This window comes from uncultured Halopseudomonas sp., assembly GCF_963977355.1.
GTDB lineage: Bacteria > Pseudomonadota > Gammaproteobacteria > Pseudomonadales > Pseudomonadaceae > Halopseudomonas.
In genome coordinates this window covers 69646-94714 of sequence record NZ_CAXBOV010000019.1, presented here as the reverse complement: position 1 = coordinate 94714, position 25069 = coordinate 69646, and the positions used below count along the sequence as shown (strand labels likewise).

Genomic DNA, 25069 nt, shown 5'->3' with positions numbered 1-25069 from the left:
CAAGGTAGCCCATCACCACGGATGTGGCGGCGCTGGCGATGCCGGTCATATTATGGTGTTCTGCGACCCAATACCTGCTGTAACCCAGGCTTTCTGCATGTTGCGCCAGGGCACGAGCATTGATGAGCGCCTGTGCGGGGGTCGCTCCCTGGGGAATCGAACAAAGGTCCAGTACTGAAAGGGCAACGGTTTGGTTGGACATAGATACTCCTGCACAGGTACAAATAATGGCAGTATGCTAACGTCTATAAGAGTCGGCGCATACACAGGGACGCTTTATCCGACCTCAGAACTTTTGGCGTGCCGATTTGAACGCCATGGAGAGTTGCCATGCATTACTTGCGTTATTCGGCTATGGCCGCGGCTTTGCTTTTGGCAGTATCAGGCGCCGGCGTTTCGGCTGCCAGCCTGAAGGTTTTAGACCAGCAGGGTAAAGCACTTACTGATGCGGTTATCCTGGTTGATGGCGTCGCCCAGCGGCCTGCGCTTTCAACATCGATGGACCAGATCGATCTGCAGTTCCAACCACGAGTTCTGGTGGTGCCCGCAGGAACCGAGGTCGGGTTCCCCAATGGCGACAACGTACGGCACCACGTGTATTCATTTTCTCCAACAAAGCCCTTTGAGCTGAGACTTTTTCATGGCTCCGAGGCGCCTCCGGTCACCTTCGAGCAGTCAGGGCCAGTGGTGCTGGGATGCAATATCCATGATTCCATGATTGGCTATATTCTGGTCACCGATAGTCCCTGGTATGCCATATCCAATCCGGCGGGCGAACTCGATCTTGAGCATCTGCCTACCGGTGAAGTTCTGGTGTCCTGGTGGCATCCTACCCTCGGTGATGCGCCGCCTGTAACCCTTGGCAGTATGGATCTGCATTCCAGCCAAAACCTGACGCTAGCTGTAGATGTCGGCGCCGAGGCGGCCGCAGAAAAGCCACTGTCCCCGTTGCAGAAGCGTTTCAACAAGGCCGCTGGAAAGTATGCGAATTGAGCGGCTGCGCACGCGCCTGATCCTTCTGCTCGTCGGTCTGCTGGCCCTCGCGCTGGGGGCGGTCTTTGTGGCGGTTTACAGCGCTACTGACAGTTCCGCAGAGCGCCAGGCGCGCCAACAGCTGCAGGTGGGTGCCAACGTATTCAGGCGCTTGTTGGAGCTGAGGGCTCAGGAGCTGGCTGGTGCAACCCAGGTGCTGGCCGCGGACTTTGGTTTTCGCGAGGCGGTGGCTTCCGGGGATCTGCCGACGATTCGCTCGGCTCTGTTGAATCAGGCGCGTCGCATTGGGGCAGATGAAGCCCTTTTTTTTGACGCCGAGGGTAATATTCAGGTCTCGAGTCGCATGGAGGTCGGCGGCGCGCAGGTCGAGCTCAGCGCTTTGCAGGCATTGAGCTCCAACGCCCTTTTGGCGGTGATTGATGAACAGCCTTTCCTGTTGGTCGATGCGGTCGTTATGGCACCCCTGGCGGTTGGCCAGGTAGCGATGGCTTTTCGTCTCACCCAGGAGCTGGCGGAGGAAATGCGTAGCCTCACCGGTCTGGATGTCAGCTTTATTACCGCACGTGCCGATGAAGCACTGGATCGCGTTGGTACGCTACCAATGGGCGATGGCATCGCGGGTCTGGAGACGCCTGAATCATCCCTTGTGGATGTGGACGGGAAAGTCTATCTGGCCACGCGCATTACGCTGCTGGAACAGGCAGGTTTGCGTGTTAAGGCGCAGCTTCTAAGTCCGCTGGAAGACGCGCTGGCCATATTCGACATCCTCAAGCGCGAGCTTTTGCTGATTACTCTGATTGCGCTGGGGTTGTCCTCACTTGCTGCTTTTGTCATGGCCGGAAGTCTCTCCCGGCCAGTCAGTCTGCTTGCTGACGCGGCTCGCCGTATTGGTCAGGGCGATTACACTGGCATGGTAACGCTCAAGCGCAGTGACGAACTGGGGCGTCTTGCCGACAGCATAGATACCATGCGCGAGGACATCGCTGAACGTGAAAGACAGATAGCGCACAACGCCTTCCATGACCCGCTTACTGGTCTTGGTAATCTGGCCAAGACTCGAGAACGATTGGCCGATTCGCTTACTGCGGGTCGCTCGGGGGCCCTGGTCGCCTTTTATCTGTCCGGTGCCGAGGACCTTATAAAGGCCCGAGGTCAGATGTTCTATTCGCGAACGGTGATCGCTTCAGCGGATCGCATCCGTACCCAGGTACCAACCAACTCATTACTCGCCTACCACCCTGGACAGGGGTTTCTTCTGGCCCTTAATAATCTGGAAGCAGATCAGGCGGTCATTACCACGGACAGACTCATTACGCTTTTGTCCGAAACGATGGACACCGACGGCATGAAGCTCAATCTTGAGTGGCTAGCCGGCGTAGTAACATGGCCCCATCACAGCAATGATCCCGACGAGCTGCTGCGCCAGGTTTCCATCGCCGCTGCTGACGCGCATCCTGGGCCTGAGCGCATATCGGTTTACCAGGCCAAGCGTGATCAGGACTACATGCGACGTTTGCGTCTTATCCGCGACATTCACTTTGCCGCTCAGATGCGTGAACTCTCGGTGGTCTATCAGCCCAAACTCGACTTGGCCAGCGGGGAGGTCAGACAGGTGGAAGCGCTGATGCGCTGGCACCACTCAGAGTTGGGTTTCATTGGTCCAGACGAGTTCATTCTGCTGGCTGAGCAAACAGGTAGCATCCACAAGTTGACCCAATGGATTCTGATGGCAATTGCTACCCAGATGCGCAACTGGGCAGATCAGGGAGTGGACCTGGGTGTGGCGATGAATATTTCCGCCCTGGATCTGGACGACGAACGCTTTCCGGACGAGGTGGCATCGGTGCTCCATAGCCACGGTCTCAACCCCGAGAAGCTGGCCTTCGAAGTCACCGAGAGTGCATTGATGGTTGATCCTGAGCGAAGCTTGCGCAGCCTGCATCGTCTGCGTGATATGGGGATCAGTCTGGCGGTAGATGACTATGGCACCGGGTATTCTTCACTGGCAATGCTCAAGAGTTTGCCGGTGCAAGACCTGAAGATCGATAAGTCCTTTGTGCTGCAACTGGCAGAGGGTAGTGAAGACGCGGTTATTGTCCGCTCTACCATTGAGTTGGCCCACAATATGGGACTCAAGGTGATTGCTGAAGGTGTAGAGAACGCAGTCAGTCTGGAGTGGTTGAGGGCGCTTGGCTGCGACACCGCCCAAGGCTACTATATCAGCAGGCCGATTGCGGCATTGGATCTGGAAGTCTGGCTAGAAAAGAATCGGGATACGTACAAACAGACGGAGCATTCATGAAAAAGGCGGTTGTTGTAGCCCTGCTGGGCTGCATGCCTGTTTTGGTAAACGCTGACCCTGGAGACCGCCTGCTGGCGACTGGCGGAGCAAGCATGATAGAGGGTGCGGCGGGGGGCGGCATTGTACCCTGGGCGGTGATGTCCGGTTACGGCACCCGCGAGCAGTGGGGCGGTGATGTTTTCGCAACCCGGATCGACTCCGGCGACTATCGTCTGGATGTCGCGGGTGCAAGCTTCAGCTATGCCAATCGAGTCGAACTATCCTTTGCTCGCCAGCGATTCAATATCGATGCGCTGGCCAAGGCGGCGGGATTGCCCGAGCGCAGCCTCAATCAGGATATTTTTGGTGCCAAGTTTCGCCTGTTTGGCGATCTTGTCTATGACCACCTGCCCCAGGTGGCGCTGGGTCTGCAATACAAGAAGCAGACCAATTTCTTTATTCCGCGGGCAGTAGGTGCCAAGCGTGATTCCGACACCGAAGCCTATCTGGCAGCCAGTCGCCTGTTCCTTGGCGGCGCCTTCGGCTACAACCTGTTGGTCAATGGGACCTTGCGCTACAGCCGTGCCAACGAGACAGGGCTGTTGGGATTTGGTGGCGATCGTCGCGACAATCGCAGCCTGCTCAAGGAGGGTAGCGTTGGCATATTACTTAATCCTCAATGGATCGTGGGCCTCGAGTATCGGGAGAAGCCGGATAATCTTTCTTTCTCCGGAGAAAGTGATTGGCAGGATCTGTTCATTGGTTACTTCCCCTCTAAACGGGTCTCGGTTGTTGCTGCCTGGGCCGATATGGGCGAAGTAGCGACACTCGACGACCAGTCGGGTTTGTATCTTTCCCTGCAATTGAGCTATTGAGGTCCAGATGCGTTGCCTGATAATGCTGGTCGCCGCCCTGACGCTGGGCGGCTGCACTGTTCAACCTGCCGCTCCGCCACCCACAGACGATACCTTGTATCGAACGCTGGGAGGCCAGCCGGGTATCGAGCGGATCGTCGAGGGGTTGCTGATCAACATTGCTGACGACGAACGTATCGTCAGCCATTTTGTTGATGCCGATATTGATCGTCTGTTCGAAAAACTGGTCGAGCAGATATGCGTGGAAAGTGGCGGACCCTGCGAATATACCGGCGACAGCATGGAGGATAGCCACGCCGGTATGGATATCACAGAGGGCGACTTTAATGCCCTGGTAGAGAATCTGATTACTGCAATGACTGAAGAGGGAGTGCCGGTCACCGCGCAGAACCGTTTGCTGAAACGGCTGGCGCCCATGCGCGAGTCAATTATCTACCGATGACGGCTTCCAGACTTCTTATTGTCCGGTCCTGTTGATCAGAACCAGCTTGTGCGCTGGTTTGTCATTGTCAGGCTCTGTGATCAGGTGAGGGGAGGGCTTGCCAATACAATAGCCCTGTACCTCATCTATATTGAGTAAGCGCACACACTTGAGCACTGATTTGCTGTGCACAAATTCAGCGACAGTGCGCATTCCAAGCCCAGTAGCAAACTGCTGAATCCCCCGGGTTACGTTGAGGGCAATTTGATCCGTGTCGATGTGCTCGATCAGGCTGCCATCGATTTTGATGATGTCTACGTTCAGGCGCAGCAGGTGTTGGAAGTTGGAGTAACCGGTGCCGAAATCATCAATCGTGATTCGACATCCTAGCGCCTTGACCCGGTCGATGAATCGACGGACTTCAGCGTAATTTTCTATGCCCTCTGATTCCAGAATCTCGAAGATCAGCCTTGAAGCCAGAGAGGGGCTGCCCCTGAGTTTGTCGACGATGAAATCGGTCAAGTCGGGGTCTAGCAGATCTTCGCAGGACAGATTCAGGGAAAAGGCGTAATCATTATCGGCAAATTTGGTGAAACATTGGGTGACCATGGTTCGAGTGATAAAACGGTAAAGTCGGATCTTTTTGGCGATTCCCAGAAACTCGGAAGGGCTGATCGGCTTGCCCTCTTCATCGATCATGCGTGCCAGGCATTCAAATTTTTCAATGCGCCCGGTGCGCAGGTCCAGTATCGGTTGGAAGTGCGGCACGATGCGCCCGTCATCCAGGGCGCGCCTGAGCCGGTTTGCCCAAATCAGATTCTGCTCGTAGCTTTCCCGGGTTCTATGGGCCGGGTCATAGATGCTGTGGCCAAGATGGGCCATGCGAGCTGATTTCAGGGCGATGCTGGCAGAGGCCAGTAGCTGCTCATCGGCCATTTGCGAGCCATCCGCCTGGAGGCTGCTGGCCACTCCCAGGCTGACGTTAAGTGGAATCGTCTGGTTCTGCCAGCTCACCGACAGCAAGCTGACGAATCGCAGGATTGATTCGGCACGGTGGGTCAGCTGTACGGGACTTTCAGCACTTGGCAGCCAGATGGCCAGCTCGTCTCCCGGCATCCGATAGAGACGGCAGTCGGCCCAGCTCCGTTCCTGCATCAGCAGATCCTGCAGAGCGAGCGCCAATTGGCCGATGACATGGTCACCACAGTGGTGCCCGTAGAAGTCATTGATCTCCTTGAACGAGTCGATGTTGATTAATAGCAGCGACGCGGCCTTCGAGCGTTTCAGGTCGACCAGCAACTTTTCGCGATTGGGTAGTTGGGTCAGCGCATCCGTATACAGAATCTGTACCCGGTTGAGTAGGCGCGCGACGATGAGCATTATCAGCAGCGTCAGGCCCAGGGTTACCGCGCTGACCAGGGCAACTATTTTGAGATTGCTCTCGCGCATGGGCAGCAATACTGCATCAATTTCGGCCTGAGGCACGCCCACTCCGAAAATCATGCCCGCCCGGGTACGGCTGAAGAAGAGCAGATGCTTTTCATCATCTACCGTTAACGGCATGGTCTGCATCGGGGCTACCAGCAGACTGCCGGAAATAACCGCAGACTCCGGTCGCGAGCCGCCGGCACGGTCGGGCAGGTGTGAGTCGATGATCGCATCGATCTTGCGCTGTGCCGCCACTACGTCATCGGCATAGGCCAGGCTCGACAGGTTGCGGTTTTCGTTATCAAGCAGGAAGGCGAAGGTGCTTGGCGTCACCTTGACGCCACTGACCAGACTGATGATGTCATCGGCACGCCAGTCGGAAGATGCCAGACCTATGACCTCCCCCTTGTTGTTCCGCATTTCCGTAGTGAGGCTGATCACTACATTGTCAATCAGCTCCTTTTAGTAGGCAGGCGTCCAGAAAAAGCCGGTGCGTTCCCGGGTTTGCCCCTCGGTAGTAACTTCGGGGAGAACACGCATGTACCAGTCTTGGCTGTGATACACATTCTGCTTGGACTGAGTGCGAATCTGAGCGGCATTGCGGTAGGCATAGGTGGAAGTATCCTGTCGGCGCTGATCAGGGGTACCTGCTCCGTTGAACCAGATTTCTGCGCCGTAGGCCAGTGGCATCTTGCGCAGCGCTTTCTCCAGACTGATATCGAGCGTTTGGTTGGTGTCATCGTCGGCCATTTCGCGGCTGCGGTAGATCATTTCGCCGAGGTTGGCCAGGCTGGAGGTGTTTTGCTCCATCAACTGATGGTGAGCGTTGATCCGGTTCAGGTTGGCCTGGAAAATATCGGTGATCTGTTTTTGGCGCAGTTCCGCCATCGCCTTCTGAGAAAAGTCCAGATTCAAGGATGACATAACCAGCATGCCCACAAGAAAAACCCCTGTGAGCAGGGCCAGGATAAGCATGATCAGGCGCTTCATCCGTATATCGGCGAGGTTTTTCAGTCCCATCGTCCGTTTATCCCGTCCTCGACGCGTGATCGAGCGTTAGCCAGCTGACTGCTCGTCAGCAGCTGTTCCTGACGTTCAATGCCGGCTTTGGCTGGGTCGTGACCGTTCAGCAATGCCAGGCTGTACCAGACGTAGGCTGCTTCGTGATCGATCTCTCCGTGGGTGCCCTTTGCATAGCTTTCCCCCAGCAGGTATTGGGCGCGTGCCGAGCCGTTGCGGGCAGCCTGGTCCAGCCAATAGCGAGCTCGCTCGGGAGCACTGCTTTCATGTAGCTCCGCCAGGGCAAAGTAGGCAGGTATGTGACCGCTTGATGCCGCCTGTTCCAGATATGTCTTGGCATTGGCTGCGTTGGCGCTGACCCCAGTACCATTCTGGAAACTAAGGCCGGTGTAATAGGCAGCTTCCGCAAGTCCCTGATCTGCAGCGCTTTTCAGCAACCCATGGGCGCGTATTGGGTCCTTGGCTACACCTTGACCGTTTTGAAGTATCTGGCCCAGAGTCAACTGTCCTGGTGCATATTTCTGGCCGGCTGACTGTCTGGCCCAGTCAGCCGCTGCAGCTGTGTCATTGCCCATGAGGGCCAGTTGAGCCATGTGGTGCTGCGCCTTGGCATCGCCCGCCGCTGCCAGCGGCTCACATGCCTCAAGTGCCTGGGTGTTGTTGCGTATCGTGAAAAGCAGATAACAGTCACTGTGCTGCCGCCGGCTCAGCGCATCTTCCATTTCTGTGTCTGGCTGATCATTACTGGCTGAACTGACCGGACTGGTCGTGGGGTTTTTAATCTGCGCTTCGCGTTTGGCGGCCTGTGCGGTTTTTTCATTCGATCCAGGGCGACTCACCTTGGCGTCGGTGTTCTTGCCTGAGTCGACACGAGCGGCAAAGCGTTGAACCTCTGTAGGGCAGGAGTAGAGATAACCGCGGCGCATGCGTTGCAGGTTGTCGAGGGTGGCTGCACGGTCTGCATAGGTATCGGCGACCTCTTCGCAGCGACGGCCCCGTTCTTCGGCGACGCGCGCGAGTTGGGCAGCGAAGCGGTCATCGTCCGAGCGCTCTTCAAGGTAACGGGTCAAGGGATCTATGTAGGGTTGAGCAAAAAGCGCGCTAACTTCTTCGTCGCGTGCTTCGTCATCCTTGCTGGTTACCAGACTACCGGCGAAGTTAGCCAGCCGTTTTCGCTGAGCTTTGAGAACCTCGGCTGATTGGCTGAAAAACTCGCTGGAGCGTGACCAGACCTGCTCGCGGTCCGGCAAACTGCTGCAGCCGCTCAACGAAAACGCGAGCAGGCCAACAACGAGGGTGGCCGGAAATACGTGCATGATGTCTCCTGATCGAACTAAGGCACTGCGCCATCACGTAGGAGCATAGCCGGGTTCAATGCCTTGTCCAATCACTTTATAGCTGCGATCGTGATTCCTTCCCTCTCGCTCCATCGGCCGTTGTATCTACCAGCAGAATGTCGGTAATCAGCGCATTGGCTGGCATGCCGATACAGGCGCCCTGAGCGAAATCGATACCCAGCAAGCGAACCTGGGCCAGAACCGCCGGGCTGTGCACAAATTCAGCGACGGTCTGCAATCCCAGCTCCTTTGCGAACTGGACAATGCCGCGGGTTAGCGTCATTGCATTGGTGTCGGTGTCCAGCTGTCGGATCAGACTGCCGTCAATCTTGATCAGATCAACGTTCAGGCGCAGCAGATGTTCGAAGTTGGAGTATCCGGTACCGAAGTCATCGATCGCTACGCGGCAACCCAGCGCTTTCACCCGGTCAATGAACAGGCGTACGGGTTCGTAGTTTTCGATACTTTCCGATTCCAGCACCTCGAAAATGACTCGCTCGGCCAGAGATCTTTCCTGCAGGCGCTCAACTATGAATACGTGCAGCTCGGGGTCGAGTAAGTCTTCAGAGGACAGGTTGAGGGAAAATTCATAATCGTTGTTGGCGAACCACTGCAGGCTCATATCGATCATCCGCCGGGTGACCGAGCGGTAAAGTCGGATCTTTCGGGCAATGGGCAGGAACATGGCGGGGCTGATCGGCTCACCCTGGCTGTCGAGCATCCGAACTAGGCATTCATATTTTTCTATCCGGCCGGTCGCAACGTTCATGATCGGCTGGAAGAACGGCACCAGGCGGTTTTCCTTAAGTGCCAGCTTTAACTTGTTCGCCCAGATAAGATTGTGCTCATAGTTCTCACGCGCGCGATCGGCAGGGTCATAAAACATGTAACCCGCCTGGGCTACCCGCGCGTGCTCGAGGGCGATGTTGGCTGAGGGGAGCAGGTGTTCGCAAGCCAGTTTTTCGCCATTGCGCAAGCGAGTGCTGGCCAGTCCCATGCTGACATGCAGAGTAATGTCGTGATCTTCCCACGTGGTACGTACCGAGCTGACAAAGGCTTGGAGCTCATTCGCCAAACCAACGAGCGCTGCCTCATCGGCCTGTCCCGGCCGCCAGATTGCCAGTTCGTCACCCGGCATGCGATAGAGTCGCCCGCTACGAGAAAGCGGTCTGGCCTGCAGGTAGGCGTGTAGCTGGGTGGATAGGGTAACAATGACATGGTCGCCACATTGGTGACCGTAAAAATCGTTTATTTCCTTGAAGCCATCGATGTTCAGCAGTACCAGCGAGGCTGTGGGTCGACGTCTCAAATCCACCAGCAAGCGCTCGCGATTGGGCAGCTGGGTCAGGGGGTCGGTGTACAAATTGCGCAGTTGTCTGAGGGTGCCGGCGATCATGTATAGAATCAACGCCGACAGCACGATCAGGATACTGCCGATCAGGATCACAATTCGTAGATTGCTGGCTCGCATTGGCAAGAGGACAGCATCGATCTCCGCCTGGGGAACGCCAATGCCGAAAACCATGCCAGCCTGGGTGGCAGAGTAGAACAGAGCAAAATCCTCGCCAGCGGCCTCGAGGGTCTGCATCTCCATCGGGATCGTCACGCTGGTAAGCCTGCCGACTGTCTGCGGTACCATTTGCTGCAGCTGCGCGTCACTGATGGCTCCCATCAACTGTTGGGCGCGTTCGACATCATCTGCCTGTGACAGGCTGGACAGGTTGCGGTTTTCGCTATCTAGCAGAAAAGAAAAAGTACCGGGCGTTATTTCCACATCGCTGACCAGACGGATCACGTCGTCGGCACGCCAGTCAGTTGAAACGGTGCCAATGCTGCGACCAGACGCATCTCGCATGGTGGTGCTGAGGCTGATCACCACGTCATCGATCCGACGTTTGAAATAGGCTGCTGTCCAGTAGAAGCGGCGCGTCTGGCCTGACACCTTGGCGTTGTCCAGGTTGTCTACCAATCTCCGGTACCAGTCGCGGTTGACGAACTCGGCGCTGGCTCTCGTGGTGACGATCTCCGGCCCCTGGCGATAGGCAACCACGCCCACGGGCTTGTCTGCGAAGGCGCCTGGTTCGTACCACACGCCGCTGCCGTAAGCGTCCGGAAAATCAACCAGTCCCTCGCGAAGCATCGATTCAAGTTGTGCCGCGTTGCTGTTGCCCCGTTGCGCGAGCCGATGGAAAAGCTCGCCGGTACGGGCCAGTCCGACAGTATTCTGCTCCATCTTCTGATGGTGGGCGTTGATTCGATCCAAGTTGGCTTCAAAGGTATCGATAATCTGACGCTGGCGCAGATCTGACATGGCCTGCTGGGCAAAATCCAGGTTCAGACGTGACATTAGCAGCATGCCGATAATGAAAAGCACGACGAGCAGGCTCAGCACTACCATGATCAGGCGCTGGGTTGGCATATTGCCGGGCAGCTTCATGGTCGCTTTCATATGCTGGGCCTTGAACTGGATGGAAAGGCAGGCAGGATCAGCAAAAGCGTGGCCCGCATGGTTAATGCATGGAAATTCTAGCAGTCATCTGTGCCCCTGGTTGTGAAAGCTGTGTGATTCTGTGACAAAAAACCCCCAGGCTGGAACAGAACTTGCGTAGGGTCATTCTATGCCGCATTTGGCGTCAAATATTTGATCGGGAATGACGAACGCATGGCAGTCAATCGCACAGAAGTAATGGGGAACATGCGCAGCAACCTGGCGGGACTGCGCCACGGCAGCCTGGGTGTGCCCATTCTGTTGCTGGTGATGCTCGGCATGATGATGTTGCCGGTGCCGCCCTTTCTGCTGGATGTGCTCTTCACCTTCAATATTGCTCTGGCGCTGGTGGTCCTGCTGGTGGGTGCATATGCCCTTCGACCGCTCGATTTCGCCGTCTTCCCGACCATTCTGCTGGTTGCCACGTTACTGCGCCTGGCCTTGAACGTAGCTTCCACGCGGGTGGTGTTGCTCTATGGCCACGAGGGGGGGGATGCGGCTGGTAAAGTGATTCAGGCCTTTGGCGAGGTTGTGATCGGAGGCAACTACGTAGTTGGTCTGGTGGTCTTTGCGATCCTGATGATTATCAACTTTGTCGTTGTAACCAAGGGTGCCGGACGGATTTCCGAGGTGAGCGCGCGATTCACCCTGGATGCCATGCCGGGCAAGCAGATGGCTATCGATGCGGATCTGAATGCCGGCATTATCGATCAGGAGCAGGCCAAGCTTCGTCGTGAGGAAGTTGCCCAGGAAGCCGACTTTTACGGGTCCATGGACGGTGCCAGCAAGTTTGTCCGCGGTGACGCGATAGCCGGTCTGTTGATTCTGTTTATCAACGTCATTGGTGGCCTGGCAATCGGTATAGCTCAGCACGACTTGAGCTTCGCAGAAGCCGGCCGTATTTATGTGCTGCTTACCATTGGTGACGGTCTGGTGGCGCAGATTCCTTCATTACTGTTGTCGACCGCCGCTGCGATCATGGTGACCCGCGTATCCACGTCCGAGGATATGGGGTCGCAGGTCAACCGTCAGATGTTTGCTTCGCCGAAGGCGTTGGCCATTGCCGCGGCGATCATGATCGTCATGGGTTTGATTCCCGGTATGCCGCATTTCTCTTTCCTGAGCCTGGGCGCGCTGGCCGCTGGTGCGGCTTACTACATCGCCAACAGACAGCGCCTGAAACTGGTTGAGGCTGAAGAAGTTCAGCGTCAGGAGTCCGAGGTGCCTGCCCTTGCGCGCCCGGAAACCCGTGAGCTTGGCTGGGACGATGTCACCCCCGTCGATATGGTCGGCCTGGAGGTCGGTTACCGGCTGATTCCCCTGGTCGATCGCAATCAGGGCGGGCAGCTGCTGGCGCGAATCAAGGGCGTACGCAAGAAGCTGTCCCAGGACATGGGGTTTTTGATGCCCTCCGTGCATATTCGCGACAACCTGGATCTGTCTCCGAATTCTTATCGCGTCACCCTGATGGGCGTTGGCGTGGCCGAGGCCGAGGTGTATCCCGACCGGGAGCTGGCAATTAACCCGGGTCAGGTTTTTGGCGAGATCAAGGGGTTGGCTGGCAAGGATCCGGCATTTGGCCTGGATGCTGTCTGGATTGAGCCCATGCAGAAGGATCAGGCCCAGTCGTTGGGTTATACCGTGGTCGATGCCAGCACCGTTGTTGCAACCCATCTCAACCAGATTCTGCACAAGCATGCCCATGAGTTGCTTGGCCACGAGGAAGTTCAGCAGCTACTACAGGTGCTGGCCAAGGCTTCACCCAAGCTGGCAGAGGAGCTGGTTCCGGGCATCATTTCCCTGTCAGGACTACTAAAGGTTCTGCAGGGTCTGCTGCAGGAGCAGGTGCCGGTTCGCGATATCAGGACCATCGCCGAGGCCATCGCCAATCAGCCCGGCAAGAGTCAAGATCCTGGCGCGCTGATCGGTGTGGTCCGGATCGCGCTTTCGCGCTCCATCGTGCAAAGCATTGTAGGGCTTGACTCGGAGCTGCCTGTGATCACTCTTGAGCCAAGGTTGGAACAGATATTGCTACAGAGTCTTCAGAAGGCCGGGCAAGGTGGAGATGACGGCATCATGCTCGAGCCGGGCATGGCCGAGAAGCTCCAGCGCTCTCTGGCCGATGCGGTACAGCGGCAGGAGGTGCAGGGCAAGCCGGCGATATTGCTGGTGGCAGGACCGGTCCGCGGAATGATGGCCAAGTTTGTCCGCTACGCCGCCCCAGGAGCCCATGTGTTGTCCTACCAGGAAATACCGGACAGCAAGCAGGTCACGATTGTTGCCACTGTAGGCCAGAGTTAAAAAGTCCAGAGTTGAAAAGCTCGGCTAATACAAACGAATAGAAGGGTGGGTCAGCCATGAAAGTAAAAAGGTTCTTTGCTGCCGATATGCGCCAGGCCATGAAGCTGGTTCGCGAGGAGCTGGGTGCCGACGCCTCGATCATCGGCAATCGCCGGGTCATCGGCGGCGTAGAGCTGACCGCTGCGGTTGACTACGAAGCGCCACGTCTGACCCCACCTACCCCTGGCCTCAGCCAGGAGCTGAAAAAAACCCAGGAGCGCATCGTCAGCGCCCGTGCCCAGCTTGAGGCGGGCGATCGCTCGACCGAGCAGCCCAGTGTCAATCGCCAGCTGTTTGGCGAAACAATGCGACAGGCCGTCCGTGATGGTTCACCGGTTGCCCGTGAGCTGCTCGACAGGCTTAACAACGAACTTGCAGACCCCGCCCCAGAAGCACCTCGCGCCAAGGCGGCGCCCGCTCAGCAGCAGAGTCATTCCGAACCCGAAAACAGTTCAGGGCTCAGCGCCATGCGCGATGAGATTGCTGGCCTGCGTGAAATGCTTGAAGCCCAGCTAGGCAGCATGGCCTGGGGCCAGGTTAACCAGCAGCGCCCGCAACAGGCGAGTCTCTGGCGCCGTCTGACTCAGCTTGGCCTGCCGGCGGAGCTGAGCCAGAAGCTGCTGCAGCTGGTCGCCAATGAAACCAATACCCGCCAGGCCTGGCGGATGTTGCTGGCGCATCTGGCGCACAGTATCCCGGTCATGCGTGAAGAACTGATTGACCAGGGCGGCATCATTGCACTGGTTGGGCCCACGGGGGCCGGCAAGACAACCACCCTGGGCAAGCTCGCCGCGCGCTACGTGCTCAAGCATGGCAGCCAGCATGTGGCCTTGGTCACCATGGATACCTACCGTATTGGCGCCCACGAGCAATTACGTACCCTGGGGCGTATTCTCAACGTTCCGGTACGCGTGGTTGATGAACAGAACAGCCTGGCCGATGTACTGCAGGAGTTTTCCGGCAAGCGTCTGGTGCTGGTCGACAGTGCTGGATTGCAAGCCCAGGATCCGCACCTGCACGGTCAACTCAATCAGCTGGCTGCGTTGGGTCATCGTGTCAGCAAACTGCTGGTGTTGGCAGCGACAAGTCAGTACCAGGTGCTCAAGGCCGCCTATCATACATACAAGGTCTGTGGTCTCAGCGGTTGTGTATTGACCAAGGTTGACGAGGCAGCCACTCTCGGTGAAGCATTGGGTCTGGCCATGCAGCAGGGTTTACCGGTAGCCTATCTGGCAGATGGCCAGCGTATTCCGGATGATATAGTCAAGGCGGTGGGCCATCAGCTGGTCAGCCGCGCGGTCAGTCTGGCGGGTAACGAGGCGCCGGCAGATCAGGCCATGGCAGATGTGTTTGCCGGTATACTACACACCCAGCGGGCAAGCTAACCGTACTTATAAGAAGGTAATTAACGCAGATGGGCAGCAAACATCCGGTTCAGGTTATTGCGGTCACCGGCGGTAAGGGCGGCATTGGCAAGACCAACGTGTCAGTCAATCTCGGTCTCGCGCTTGCCGATTTGGGGCGTCGGGTTGTCCTTCTGGATGCTGACCTTGGCCTGGCCAATGTTGACGTTCTGCTCGGCCTCAAACCCAAGGCGACTCTGGCTGACGTCCTCGAGGGCACCTGTGAGCTGCGCGATGTGCTGCTCGACGGCCCCGGCGGTATCCGTGTAGTTCCTGCCGCTTCCGGCGCTGCCGGTATGGTCAATCTCAATCCCCAACAGCATGCGGGCCTGATTCAGGCATTCAGTGAGATCGGTGACAACATCGATGTCCTGATTGTTGACACTGCAGCCGGTATTGGCGACTCGGTAGTGAGTTTTGTTCGGGCCTCCCAAGAGGTCCTGGTAGTTGTCTGCGATGAGCCCACCTCGATTACCGACGCCTATGCGCTGATCAAACTGCTCAATCGTGACCACGGCATGACGCGTTTCCGGGTATTGGCTAATATGGTTCATACCCCCCAGGAAGGTCGTCTGGTGTTCAGCAAGTTGACCAAGGTCACAGATCGTTTCCTCGACGTAGCTCTGCAGTATGTCGGCGCGGTACCCTACGATGAAAACGTACGCAAGGCGGTGCAGAAACAGCGAGCGATCTATGATGCGTTTCCGCGCAGCAAGGCATCGCTGGCCATTCGCGGGATAGCACAGAAGGTGGACGCCTGGCCGCTACCGGCCAATCCGCGTGGCCACCTCGAATTTTTTGTCGAGCGCCTGGTGCGGCAGACCGGAACAGGCCTATGACGTTAACAGCAGGTGGGGTGAGCATGTATACACGCGCACAGGGTTCCGCTGACTCACAGGATCGACTGGTTGACCAGTTCGCTCCCCTGGTCAAGCGTATTGCCTACCACCTGCTGGGGCGACTGCCTGCCAGCGTCCAGGTTGATGATCTGATACAGGCCGGAATGATTGGTTTGTTGGAGGCTTCTCGCAAGTTCGACAACTCCAAGGGAGCCAGTTTCGAGACCTACGCCGGCATACGTATTCGCGGCGCCATGCTTGATGAGGTGCGCAAGGGTGATTGGGCTCCGCGTTCAGTTCATCGCAACACCCGAATGGTCAGTGACGCAGTGCGCGCTGTTGAATCAAGACTGGGCCGCGACGCCAAGGATCAGGAGATAGCGGCTGAGCTGGAAATGAGTCTGGAGGAGTACTATTCAATCCTCAATGACACCGCGGGCAGCAAATTATTCAGTTTCGATGATCTTCTGGAATCCGGCACTCGGGCTGACGCCCAAAGCGACGAAGAGCCTTTCGGTGGCCTGGAAGATCAGCGTTTCCGTGAGGCGCTGGTAGAAGCGATTGATACCTTGCCAGAGCGCGAGCGTCTGCTTCTTTCTCTGTATTACGATGAAGAGCTGAATCTCAAGGAAATAGGCGCGGTGCTTGGCGTTAGCGAGTCACGTGTCAGTCAATTGCATAGTCAGTGCGCGGCTCGTCTGCGTGCCAGACTGGGCGGGTGGCGAAATGATTGATTTTGTGGTCAACATCCGGACAATGCCCACAGATTGAAGTAATCGTCTGGCAGTAACAGGTATAAAGACGAACAAATGTCAGCGGAGGCAGCGCAATGGAGCCACTCCGGTTACACTGGCGTCAATAAAACGTGAAAGGCTTGTTTGGCCAGTAGCTTAACGGAGTGTAACAACGCACTCTTCCTGGTGTGTACGGAGGTCGACTTGGACAAGAACATGAAAATTCTCATCGTTGATGATTTTTCAACGATGAGGCGCATCATCAAGAATCTGCTGCGTGACCTGGGGTTTACCAACACAGCGGAAGCTGATGACGGTACCTCCGCGCTACCGATGCTGCAGAGTGGCAGTTTCGACTTTCTGGTTACCGACTGGAACATGCCCGGGATGAGCGGCATCGACCTGCTGCGCGCAGTGCGGGCAGATGAACGCCTGAAGCATCTGCCTGTGCTGATGGTGACTGCCGAGGCCAAACGCGACCAGATCATCGAAGCCGCCCAGGCCGGTGTGAATGGTTACGTGGTCAAGCCCTTTACTGCTCAGGCACTCAAGGAAAAGATCGAAAAGATCTTCGAGCGGGTCCAGGCTAAATAACAACCGGGGTACAGGTTATGGCGTTAAGTAAGGACACCGGCCAGGCAACCGCTCAGGAATTTGAACATTCCCTGAAGGATAATGCGCGGCAACTGGTCGATCTCTTGGAGAAAGGTCAGTTCGGCGAAGCCATTCTGGTCATTCACGCGATCAACCAGGCACGGGATCGCGGCCTCTATCACGAGGTGGGACAACTGACCCGCGCCTTGCACAATGCCATTGTCAACTTCCAGCTCGATACCACCCAGGCACTGGGTGATGATGTTGAAGCGACCCGTATTTCTGACGCTTCTGACCGCTTGGACTACGTTGTCACGCTGACGGACAAGGCTGCCAATCGCACCATGGATCTGGTCGACGCCAGTGCGCCCATCGTGGCCAATCTGGGTCAGGAAGCTGCCGCACTTCGAGCAGACTGGGAGCGCCTGCAACGCAGGGAAATGGCTGCTGGAGAGTTTCGCGACCTGTACAAGCGTATGGGTGATTTCCTGGAGAAGACTGAAACGTCGGCTGCCGAAGTCAGTGGGCAATTGAACGAGATTGTCATGGCCCAGGACTACCAGGATCTCACCGGTCAGGTCATCAAGCGTGTGATCACGCTGGTTCACGACGTCGAAGAAAGCCTGCTGAATTTGGTTCGCATGGCCGGCCAGGTTGACCGCATGGCAGGCATAGAACACCAGAAAGTTACCCCCGAAGCAAAAAAAGTGTCACCCAAGGGTGAAGGTCCGCAGATTCATGCCGATAAAAGAGAAGATGTTGTCTCAGGGCAGGATGAAGTCGATGATCTTCTGTCCAGCCTGGGCTTCTAATAACAAGCGCGACCCGGGAGTGGATGCATGAGCTTTGACGCGGATGAAGAGATCCTCCAGGACTTTCTGGTTGAGGCTGGAGAGATTCTGGAATTGTTGTCCGAGCAGCTTATCGAACTGGAGAACCGTCCTGACGATACCAATCTGCTCAATGCGATCTTCCGCGGCTTTCACACCGTCAAGGGTGGCGCCGGCTTTCTGCAGCTCGATGCACTGGTAGGTTGCTGCCACATCGCAGAGAACGTCTTCGATATTCTGCGCAAGGGTGAGCGCAAGGTCGATTCCGAGTTGATGGATGTCGTGCTCCAGGCTCTGGACAGCGTCAACACCATGTTTGATGAAGTGCGTGAACGCACTACGCCAACACCTGCAGATCCTGCATTGCTTGAAGCCCTCGCACGTTTGGCAACGCCAGCTGCCGATGAGCCAGCGCCTGCAACCCACGAAGAACCTGAAGCTGCCGCCCCTCAGCTGCCCATGGCCCAGGCATCCGAAGCAAATGTGGCCGAAGGCGACATAACAGACGATGAGTTTGAGCAATTGCTTGATTCATTGCATGGTTCGGCGGACAGGGCCAGTCCATCCGCCGCATCCGCCCCGACAGCTACCGGCTCGGGCGATGAAATTACTGACGATGAATTCGAGGCGCTGCTTGATCAACTGCACGGCAAGGATGCTTCAACGGCAGCGGCCAGTGCCGTTGCTTCGGCGGCCCCGTCGCCGGGACCAGCGGCAACCTCCGCTGCCGCTGGTGATGAGATCAATGACGACGAATTCGAAGCCCTGTTGGATGAGCTTCACGGCAAAGGATCAGCTCCCGGTCTAGCTGCGTCCTCCAGCCCGGCGGCGACCTCGGCACCGGAGCCTGAAGCGCAAACCTCTGATCATATAACTGACGACGAATTTGAAGCGCTGCTCGACCAGCTGCATGGTGACGGCAAACCACCGGCAGCCACTGATGCAGCTCCAGTCGAAGCCCCGGTCCAGCCTGCCGCTGCCAGCAAGCCAGCAGCCAAACCGGTAGCCAAGTCTGCAGCCAAGGCGGCCAGCCCGGCTCCATCCAAGTCTAACGATGCTGCAGCTCCACCGACACCACCGTCCATTCCTGCTGTGCCCAAGGACAAGACAGGGGCAGTCGCCTCTGACGCTCCCGCGGTCGAAACCACGGTGCGGGTTGATACAGCCCGTCTCGACGAAATCATGAACATGGTCGGCGAGCTGGTACTGGTGCGTAATCGCCTCGTGCGGATCGGCGTAAGCGTAGGTGATGAGGAGCTGAACAAGGCCGTCGGCAACCTTGATGTTGTCACCGCGGATCTGCAGTCCTCGGTGATGAAGACGCGGATGCAGCCGATCAAGAAGGTCTTTGGTCGTTTTCCACGCGTGGTACGGGATCTGGCACGCAGCCTGAAAAAGGAAATTAATCTGGACATGGTCGGTGAAGAGACCGATCTGGACAAGAACCTGGTAGAGGCGCTCGCCGATCCCCTGGTTCACCTGGTACGTAACTCGGTCGATCACGGTATCGAGCTGCCAGCCGAGCGGGAACAGGCTGGTAAACCCCGCACCGGCAAAGTCGTACTGGCTGCGGAGCAGGAAGGTGATCATATCCTGCTGACGATTACCGACGACGGCCGTGGTATGGACGCCGAGGTCTTGCGCGCCAAGGCCGTCGAGAAGGGCATGATGGAAAAGGAAGCTGCCGATCGTCTGACCGAGAGCGAATGCTTCGATCTGATTCTTGCACCGGGCTTTTCCACCAAGACTGAAATTTCCGATGTGTCCGGCCGCGGTGTGGGTATGGATGTGGTCAAGACCAAGATCTCCCAGCTCAACGGGACCATTGGCATCACTTCTACCAAGGGCCAGGGCACCGTAATCGCGATCAAGGTGCCGCTGACCCTGGCTATCATGCCTACTCTCATGGTGATGTTGAATGATCAGGCCTTTGCTTTGCCGCTGGTCAGCGTCAACGAAATCTATAATCTGGATCTGTCGCGTACCAATGTGGTGGACGGCCAGGAGGTCATTATTGTTCGTGACAAGGCCTTGCCCCTGTTTTTCCTCAAGCGCTGGCTGATGCCGGGTGTCGAAGATACCTCGGACCGCTCTGCCGCCAGTGTGGTCATTGTCTCTGTTGGGACTCAGCGCGTCGGCTTCGTGGTCGATCAGCTGGTCGGTCAGGAAGAGGTTGTCATCAAGCCCCTGGGACGTATGCTGCAGGGAACTGCGGGCATGTCCGGAGCGACCATTACCGGTGACGGCCGTATTGCGCTGATTCTGGATATTCCCAGTCTGCTCAAGCGGTACGCGCGCCGCGGCTAATCGGCATAGCGGCAAATAAAATGGATATCTGCACACCGCCGCCCGGCGGTGTGCCCGTCAAGTTTAAGGAGAGCAGATAGCCTATGGTAGTCAAGGTGCTGGTGGTGGACGACTCCGGATTTTTCCGTCGCAGAGTGACGGAAATCCTGGCTGGCGACCCGCAGATCAAGGTAGTCGGCACCGCTTCCAACGGGCGCGAAGCTGTGGACCAGGCTCTGGCGCTTCGTCCCGATGTGGTCACCATGGACTATGAGATGCCGGTGATGGATGGCATCACAGCTGTACGTGAAATCATGCAGCGTTGCCCCACCGCCGTTCTGATGTTCTCTTCGCTGACCTACGAAGGCGCCCGGGTCAGCCTGGATGCACTGGACGCAGGGGCGGCAGACTACCTGCCGAAGAACTTTGAGGATATCTCTCGTAATCCTGACAAGGTCCGACAACTGCTCTGCGAGCGAGTGCATGCGCTGGCCCGCACCAATCGTCGCTCACTTGGTCTTGGAGGTTCCGGTGTTTCTTCACCTGTGGCCCCTACGCCGCCGGCGCCGACTCTTAATACCGGCACTGCACGTCCCGGTTTGCGACCTGCTGATCCGGTAGTGCAACGGCCAGCACCAGCGCCCGCGCGGAACAGTCCGCCACCCCGACGCAAGCACTTCCAACTGGTTGCCATAGGTACATCGACAGGCGGTCCAGTGGCACTGCAGAAAGTATTGACGCAGCTACCGGCCAGCTTCCCCTCACCATTGTTGTTGATTCAGCATATGCCTGCGGCCTTTACCAAGGCTTTTGCCGAGCGACTGGACAAACTCTGCCGTATCAGTGTCAAGGAAGCCGAAGATGGCGACACCCTGCGAGCTGGCGTTGCATTGCTCGCACCCGGGGGCAAGCAAATGATGGTTGATGCCCGCGGAGTGGTGCGCATTCTGCCCGGCGATGATCGACTCAATTTCAAGCCCAGCGTAGACGTCACCTTTGGTTCGGCGGCCAAGGTGTTTCGCGACAAGGTACTCGCTGTCGTATTGACTGGCATGGGTGCCGATGGCCGGGAGGGTGCACGAATGCTCAAACAGGCTGGCAGTGATGTCTGGGCCCAGGATGAGGCCAGCTGTGTGATCTACGGTATGCCAATGGCTATCGCCAAGGCCAATCTGGCCGATGGGATCTACAGCCTGGATGAGATTGGCCGTCACCTGGCAGAGCTTAGCTGATGGATATTCTCAGCATCATCGGCGTTATTCTCGCCTTTGTAGCTATTCTGGGAGGTAACTACCTGGAGGGCGGGCATGCGGAGGCGCTTATCAACGGGCCCGCGGCCCTGATCGTGTTTGGCGGAACCCTGGGCGCAGCGTTTATTCAGACGCCGCTCAAGGTGTTCAAGCGCGCCCTGGTCATCGCCCGCTGGATTTTCGTGCCGCCAGCCAATCAGCTGCGTGAAGGCATCAATCAAGTGATCGAGTGGAGCACTATCGCACGCAAGGAGGGCCTGCTCGGGCTCGAGCAGATAGCCGAGATGGAGCGTGATCTTTTTGCTCGCAAGGGGCTGCAGCTTCTGGTCGACGGCAGCGAGCCGGAAGCCTTGCGCAGTATTCTTGAGGTCGATCTGCTTACCCGTGAAAGCCACGATCTGATGGCTGCGAAGGTGTACGAAAGCATGGGCGGTTACTCGCCTACCATCGGTATCATTGGCGCGGTCATGGGCCTGATTCATGTGATGGGCAACCTGGCGGACCCGTCAATGCTGGGTACCGGTATTGCTGTCGCCTTCGTTGCGACCATTTATGGCGTCGCGCTGGCCAACCTGTTTCTGCTGCCCGTTGCCAACAAGCTCAAGTCAGTAGTGCTGCAACAATCCCGTTACCGGGAAATGCTGGTCGAAGGCCTCCTGTCGATCGCCGAAGGCGAAAATCCGCGCTCCATCGAGATGAAGCTGGAAGGCTTCCTCGATTAACAGCAGGAGTCCAGCATGCGTCGCAGACGTCAGGAAGAGCACGAGAATCATGAGCGCTGGCTGGTGTCCTACGCCGACTTCATAACCCTGCTGTTCGCTTTTTTTGTCGTCATGTATTCGATCTCCTCGGTTAACGAGGGTAAATACAAGGTTCTTTCCGACACACTGGTCGGCGCGTTCAATCAACCCCAGCGGACCATCGATCCTATCCAGGTCGGGGACAACGTTCCGCGTGGTATCGACACCAGTGAGCAACCCGGTACAGCAGGTAATGATGGCGCGGGTGAGGGCGCCGACGCCCTCGAGAATATTGCCGACGCCATGCGCTCAGCCTTTGGTGACATGATTAGTGCGGGTGACCTTGAGGTGCGCGGCAACGAGTTGTGGATCGAGATCGAGTTGAACTCCGGTTTGTTGTTTCCCAGCGGGGATGCATTGCCGCTGGATGCCGCGTTTCCGTTGATCGAACGTATTGCCAAAATCCTGGCGCCCTACGAGAATCCGATTCATGTCGAGGGCTTTACCGATAATATACCAATGCGCTCACGGGCCTATCCGACCAATTGGGAACTTTCTGCTGCGAGGGCCGCCAGCGTGGTGCGTATGCTCGACAACGGCGGAGTCGATGCGGGTCGACTGGCGGCGGTTGGCTATGGTCAATATCGTCCGGTAGCTGATAACACAACGGCTGCCGGACGACGTGCCAACCGCAGGGTGGTATTGTTGGTATCACGCTTTACCGATAAACGTCATGAAGCCTTTGCCGGAAATGAGGCAAATGAAGTGGATTCTATGCGTGAAGCGCGGATTGAGTCCGGCGCTGCGGCCGGGGCAGGCAGTACATCTGGCACGACTCCTGCTTTATAGGTTTGAGAGTCTGTCGGTACGCGTATCGCGTCAATCTGTTGTCGGAGGAAGGGCATGAAAGTCTGGGCGGTATCCAATCAGAAGGGCGGCGTGGGTAAGACGACCACCGTGGTAGCCCTGGCCGGTTTGCTGGCTGACCAGGGGCAGCGTGTGCTCGTGGTCGATCTGGACCCCCATGGTTCGATGACCAGTTACTTCGGTCATGATCCTGACAGTCTGACCAGTAGTGTATTCAACCTTTTCCAGCACAAGGGGCAGGTGCCAGCGGGTCTCGCCGCTGCATTGCTGCTTGATACATCCCATGAAAAAATCAAACTGATGCCCTCCAGTACGTCTCTGGCAACACTGGAGCGGCAGTCTGCCATGCAGGGCGGCTATGGTCTGGTGCTTTCCCGTGCGTTGACCCAGCTATGGGATGACTACGAGTTTGTGTTGATCGACAGTCCTCCGTTGTTAGGAGTCTCGATGATCAATGCTCTGGCGGCCTGCGAGCAATTGGTGATTCCGGTACAAACCGAGTTTCTTGCCCTCAAGGGGCTGGAGCGCATGGTGCATACCCTGGATATGGTCAATCGCTCGCGTAAACAGGCATTACCTTTCACCATCGTGCCCACCCTGTTTGATCGACGCACCCAGGCATCGCTGAGTACCCTGCGAGCCCTGAGGCATGATTATGCCGATCACCTGTGGCAGGCTTATATTCCAATAGATACCAAATTGCGTGATGCAAGTCTGGCTGGCCTGGTGCCGTCGCGTCTGGATAATACCGCTCGGGGCGTTTTGGCCTACCGCGCGCTGCTGCGCTATCTGCTCGCGCAGTCATTGCCCCGCCGTAACAAGGTTGCCTGAGTGCAAACGCGACTAATGCTTGGCCAGACCTGGCCGATACAAAGACACAGGGCTGCTGTTTCAGGCACGCCGAAGAGTTGCAACAAGACAAGCTATCTATGAATAAACCCTTGCCCGTCCAGCAATATATTCCTCAGCAGACAATCCAGAGTTATCTGGATGCCTTGCTGCAGGATGCTTCCAGTGAGCTGCTGCTGGCTGAACAGGCGCCTGTTGAGGTTCAGCAGGATGAGGCCCTAGCGCAGCCGACGGCGGAGGCTCTGGATACGCCGACGCCGCAGGTTGAGCCTGAGCCCGCGGCCCCTGCAGTGCAGAAGAGATCACGCATAGCCGATCGAATGATCGGGCAGCGTCGGCCCGCCCGGGTGGAAACGCCTCCGGCACCGGTGGAGGAGCAGTCGCCCGTCGCTGCAGTCGAGCCTGTTGCCGAGCCAGCAAAGGCTACCAGCCCGCTCTGGCGCGAACAGGAATTCGAGGCTTTGCTGTTCGATGTGGCTGGTCTGACGCTGGCCGTGCCGTTGGTCTCGCTAGGTACCATTCATGCCCTGGAGGCTGAAATCACACCGTTGTTCGGTCAGCCTGACTGGTTTTTGGGCATATTGCCCACGGTGGGAGGCAATCTCAAGGTACTGGACACCGCCAAGTGGGTCATGCCCGAGCGCTACACCGATGCCCTGCAGGAGGGGCTGCGGTTTGTGATTTCAGTGCAAGGGTATGATTGGGGGCTGGCAGTTCACGGGGTAAGTCGATCAATCAAGCTGACGCCCGATCAGGTCAAATGGCGCTCGCAGCAGGGTAAGCGACCCTGGTTGGCTGGCACGGTGATCGATCAGATGTGTGCATTGGTTGATGTGGCTGCGTTGGCAGAAATGATTGCCACCGGGCAGGGCGAACATGAGAAGCGCAAGGGCAAATCCGGTAGGGCGTTGGTATAGCGCTGCCATGGAGTATGATGGACTTAACGTAGCAAACCGGCGTTCCGCTGCCACTCAGCGGGATTGGCTTATATGAAGATCGGGAACCGAGACAATGCAAAACAATACCGCACAGGGCGCTGAAGATCCGATCCTGCAATGGGTTACCTTCCGTCTGGATAACGAGAGCTACGGCATTAACGTGATGCAGGTGCAGGAAGTGTTGCGCCACACTGAAATCGCACCGGTTCCCGGCGCGCCCTCCTACGTACTGGGCATCATCAACCTGCGCGGTAACGTGGTTACGGTTATCGATACCCGCCAGCGCTTCGGTCTGACACCGGCGCCTATCACCGACAACACGCGGATCGTGATCATTGAAGCTGACAAGCAGGTGGTGGGTATCCTGGTCGATAGCGTCGCCGAGGTAGTCTACCTGCGCCAGTCGGAGATCGAGACAGCGCCGAATGTGGGTACTGACGAGTCCGCCAAGTTTATCCAGGGCGTATGCAACAAGAATAATGAATTGCTCATCCTGGTCGACCTCGAGAAGATGATGACCGAAGACGAGTGGGCAGAGTTGCAGGGGTTCTGAACA

22 protein-coding genes are annotated in these 25069 nt (G+C 57.1%); 17 read left to right on the top strand and 5 right to left on the bottom strand.

Annotated elements, in window-relative coordinates; genetic code table 11:
- The coding region (locus AAC076_RS12010; RefSeq protein WP_339845932.1) for an LLM class flavin-dependent oxidoreductase at positions 1-202 on the bottom strand (202 nt) is incomplete at its 3' end.
- 128 nt (positions 203-330) lie between these two features.
- Here AAC076_RS12010 and AAC076_RS12005 point away from each other — a divergent pair.
- The 4 genes from AAC076_RS12005 to AAC076_RS11990 are packed head-to-tail and all read left to right on the top strand — an operon-like array spanning position 331 to position 4591.
- Positions 331-993 carry a methylamine utilization protein gene (locus AAC076_RS12005; RefSeq protein WP_339845929.1) on the top strand — a complete coding sequence of 221 codons (663 nt, stop codon included), beginning with the start codon at positions 331-333 and terminating at the stop codon, positions 991-993.
- Positions 983-3295 (top strand): EAL domain-containing protein, encoded by a 2313-nt coding sequence (locus AAC076_RS12000; protein ID WP_339845927.1) that lies wholly within the window; start codon positions 983-985, stop codon positions 3293-3295. Before AAC076_RS12005 ends, AAC076_RS12000 begins: the two co-directional genes overlap by 11 nt.
- Positions 3292-4149, top strand: coding sequence for a DUF3034 family protein (locus tag AAC076_RS11995; RefSeq protein WP_339845925.1), 858 nt, complete (start codon positions 3292-3294; stop codon positions 4147-4149). The genes AAC076_RS12000 and AAC076_RS11995 overlap by 4 nt, the downstream gene beginning before the upstream one ends.
- Positions 4150-4156: 7 nt before the next feature.
- On the top strand, positions 4157-4591 hold the full coding sequence (locus tag AAC076_RS11990) for a group 1 truncated hemoglobin (RefSeq protein WP_339845923.1): 435 nt from the start codon (positions 4157-4159) through the stop codon (positions 4589-4591).
- Positions 4592-4606: 15 nt separating this feature from the next.
- Here AAC076_RS11990 and AAC076_RS11985 read toward each other — a convergent pair whose 3' ends face one another.
- The 4 genes from AAC076_RS11985 to AAC076_RS11970 all read right to left on the bottom strand — a co-directional run bounded on the left by AAC076_RS11985 (position 4607) and on the right by AAC076_RS11970 (position 10804).
- Positions 4607-6418: a bifunctional diguanylate cyclase/phosphodiesterase gene (locus AAC076_RS11985; RefSeq protein ID WP_339845921.1), complete on the bottom strand. Its 1812-nt coding sequence runs from the start codon at positions 6416-6418 to the stop codon at positions 4607-4609.
- Between the two features lie 42 nt (positions 6419-6460).
- A complete protein-coding gene (locus AAC076_RS11980) occupies positions 6461-7018 on the bottom strand; it encodes a hypothetical protein (protein ID WP_339845920.1) in 558 nt (185 codons plus the stop codon).
- Complete coding sequence (locus AAC076_RS11975; RefSeq protein ID WP_339845918.1) at positions 7009-8334, bottom strand: tetratricopeptide repeat protein; 1326 nt, start codon at positions 8332-8334, stop codon at positions 7009-7011. Before AAC076_RS11975 ends, AAC076_RS11980 begins: the two co-directional genes overlap by 10 nt.
- Positions 8335-8410: 76 nt before the next feature.
- Entirely contained in the window at positions 8411-10804 is a 2394-nt protein-coding gene (locus tag AAC076_RS11970; protein ID WP_339845915.1) for an EAL domain-containing protein, read from the bottom strand.
- A 213-nt stretch (positions 10805-11017) separates the two neighbouring features.
- Here AAC076_RS11970 and flhA point away from each other — a divergent pair, with 213 nt between their 5' ends.
- From flhA to AAC076_RS11905, 13 genes are all read left to right on the top strand, one after another.
- Positions 11018-13144 (top strand): flagellar biosynthesis protein FlhA, encoded by a 2127-nt coding sequence (gene flhA, locus AAC076_RS11965; RefSeq protein ID WP_339845911.1) that lies wholly within the window; start codon positions 11018-11020, stop codon positions 13142-13144.
- A gap of 56 nt (positions 13145-13200) precedes the next feature.
- Positions 13201-14568: a flagellar biosynthesis protein FlhF gene (flhF, locus tag AAC076_RS11960; RefSeq protein WP_339845909.1), complete on the top strand. Its 1368-nt coding sequence runs from the start codon at positions 13201-13203 to the stop codon at positions 14566-14568.
- 29 nt (positions 14569-14597) lie between these two features.
- A complete protein-coding gene (gene fleN / locus AAC076_RS11955) occupies positions 14598-15425 on the top strand; it encodes a flagellar synthesis regulator FleN (protein WP_339845907.1) in 828 nt (275 codons plus the stop codon).
- Positions 15422-16159, top strand: a complete 738-nt coding sequence (locus AAC076_RS11950; RefSeq protein ID WP_339845906.1) for an RNA polymerase sigma factor FliA — start codon at positions 15422-15424, stop codon at positions 16157-16159. The genes fleN and AAC076_RS11950 overlap by 4 nt, the downstream gene beginning before the upstream one ends.
- Before the next feature lie 216 nt (positions 16160-16375).
- On the top strand, positions 16376-16753 hold the full coding sequence (locus tag AAC076_RS11945) for a chemotaxis response regulator CheY (RefSeq protein WP_201765121.1): 378 nt from the start codon (positions 16376-16378) through the stop codon (positions 16751-16753).
- 17 nt (positions 16754-16770) lie between these two features.
- Positions 16771-17565 (top strand): protein phosphatase CheZ, encoded by a 795-nt coding sequence (locus AAC076_RS11940; protein ID WP_339845903.1) that lies wholly within the window; start codon positions 16771-16773, stop codon positions 17563-17565.
- Positions 17566-17592: 27 nt separating this feature from the next.
- The gene (locus AAC076_RS11935; RefSeq protein WP_339845902.1) at positions 17593-19890 is read left to right on the top strand and encodes a chemotaxis protein CheA; all 2298 of its coding nucleotides are present in this window, start codon (positions 17593-17595) and stop codon (positions 19888-19890) included.
- 83 nt (positions 19891-19973) lie between these two features.
- Positions 19974-21101 carry a chemotaxis response regulator protein-glutamate methylesterase gene (locus AAC076_RS11930; RefSeq protein WP_339845901.1) on the top strand — a complete coding sequence of 376 codons (1128 nt, stop codon included), beginning with the start codon at positions 19974-19976 and terminating at the stop codon, positions 21099-21101.
- On the top strand, positions 21101-21841 hold the full coding sequence (locus AAC076_RS11925) for a flagellar motor protein (RefSeq protein ID WP_339845900.1): 741 nt from the start codon (positions 21101-21103) through the stop codon (positions 21839-21841). The genes AAC076_RS11930 and AAC076_RS11925 overlap by 1 nt, the downstream gene beginning before the upstream one ends.
- 15 nt (positions 21842-21856) lie before the next feature.
- The gene (gene motD, locus AAC076_RS11920) at positions 21857-22708 is read left to right on the top strand and encodes a flagellar motor protein MotD (RefSeq protein WP_339845899.1); all 852 of its coding nucleotides are present in this window, start codon (positions 21857-21859) and stop codon (positions 22706-22708) included.
- Between the two features lie 54 nt (positions 22709-22762).
- Positions 22763-23557 (top strand): ParA family protein, encoded by a 795-nt coding sequence (locus AAC076_RS11915; RefSeq protein ID WP_339845898.1) that lies wholly within the window; start codon positions 22763-22765, stop codon positions 23555-23557.
- Positions 23558-23655: 98 nt separating this feature from the next.
- Entirely contained in the window at positions 23656-24492 is an 837-nt protein-coding gene (locus tag AAC076_RS11910) for a chemotaxis protein CheW (protein WP_339845896.1), read from the top strand.
- Positions 24493-24586: 94 nt separating this feature from the next.
- Entirely contained in the window at positions 24587-25066 is a 480-nt protein-coding gene (locus AAC076_RS11905; RefSeq protein WP_150278617.1) for a chemotaxis protein CheW, read from the top strand.
- The last annotated feature ends 3 nt before the right edge of the window (positions 25067-25069 follow it).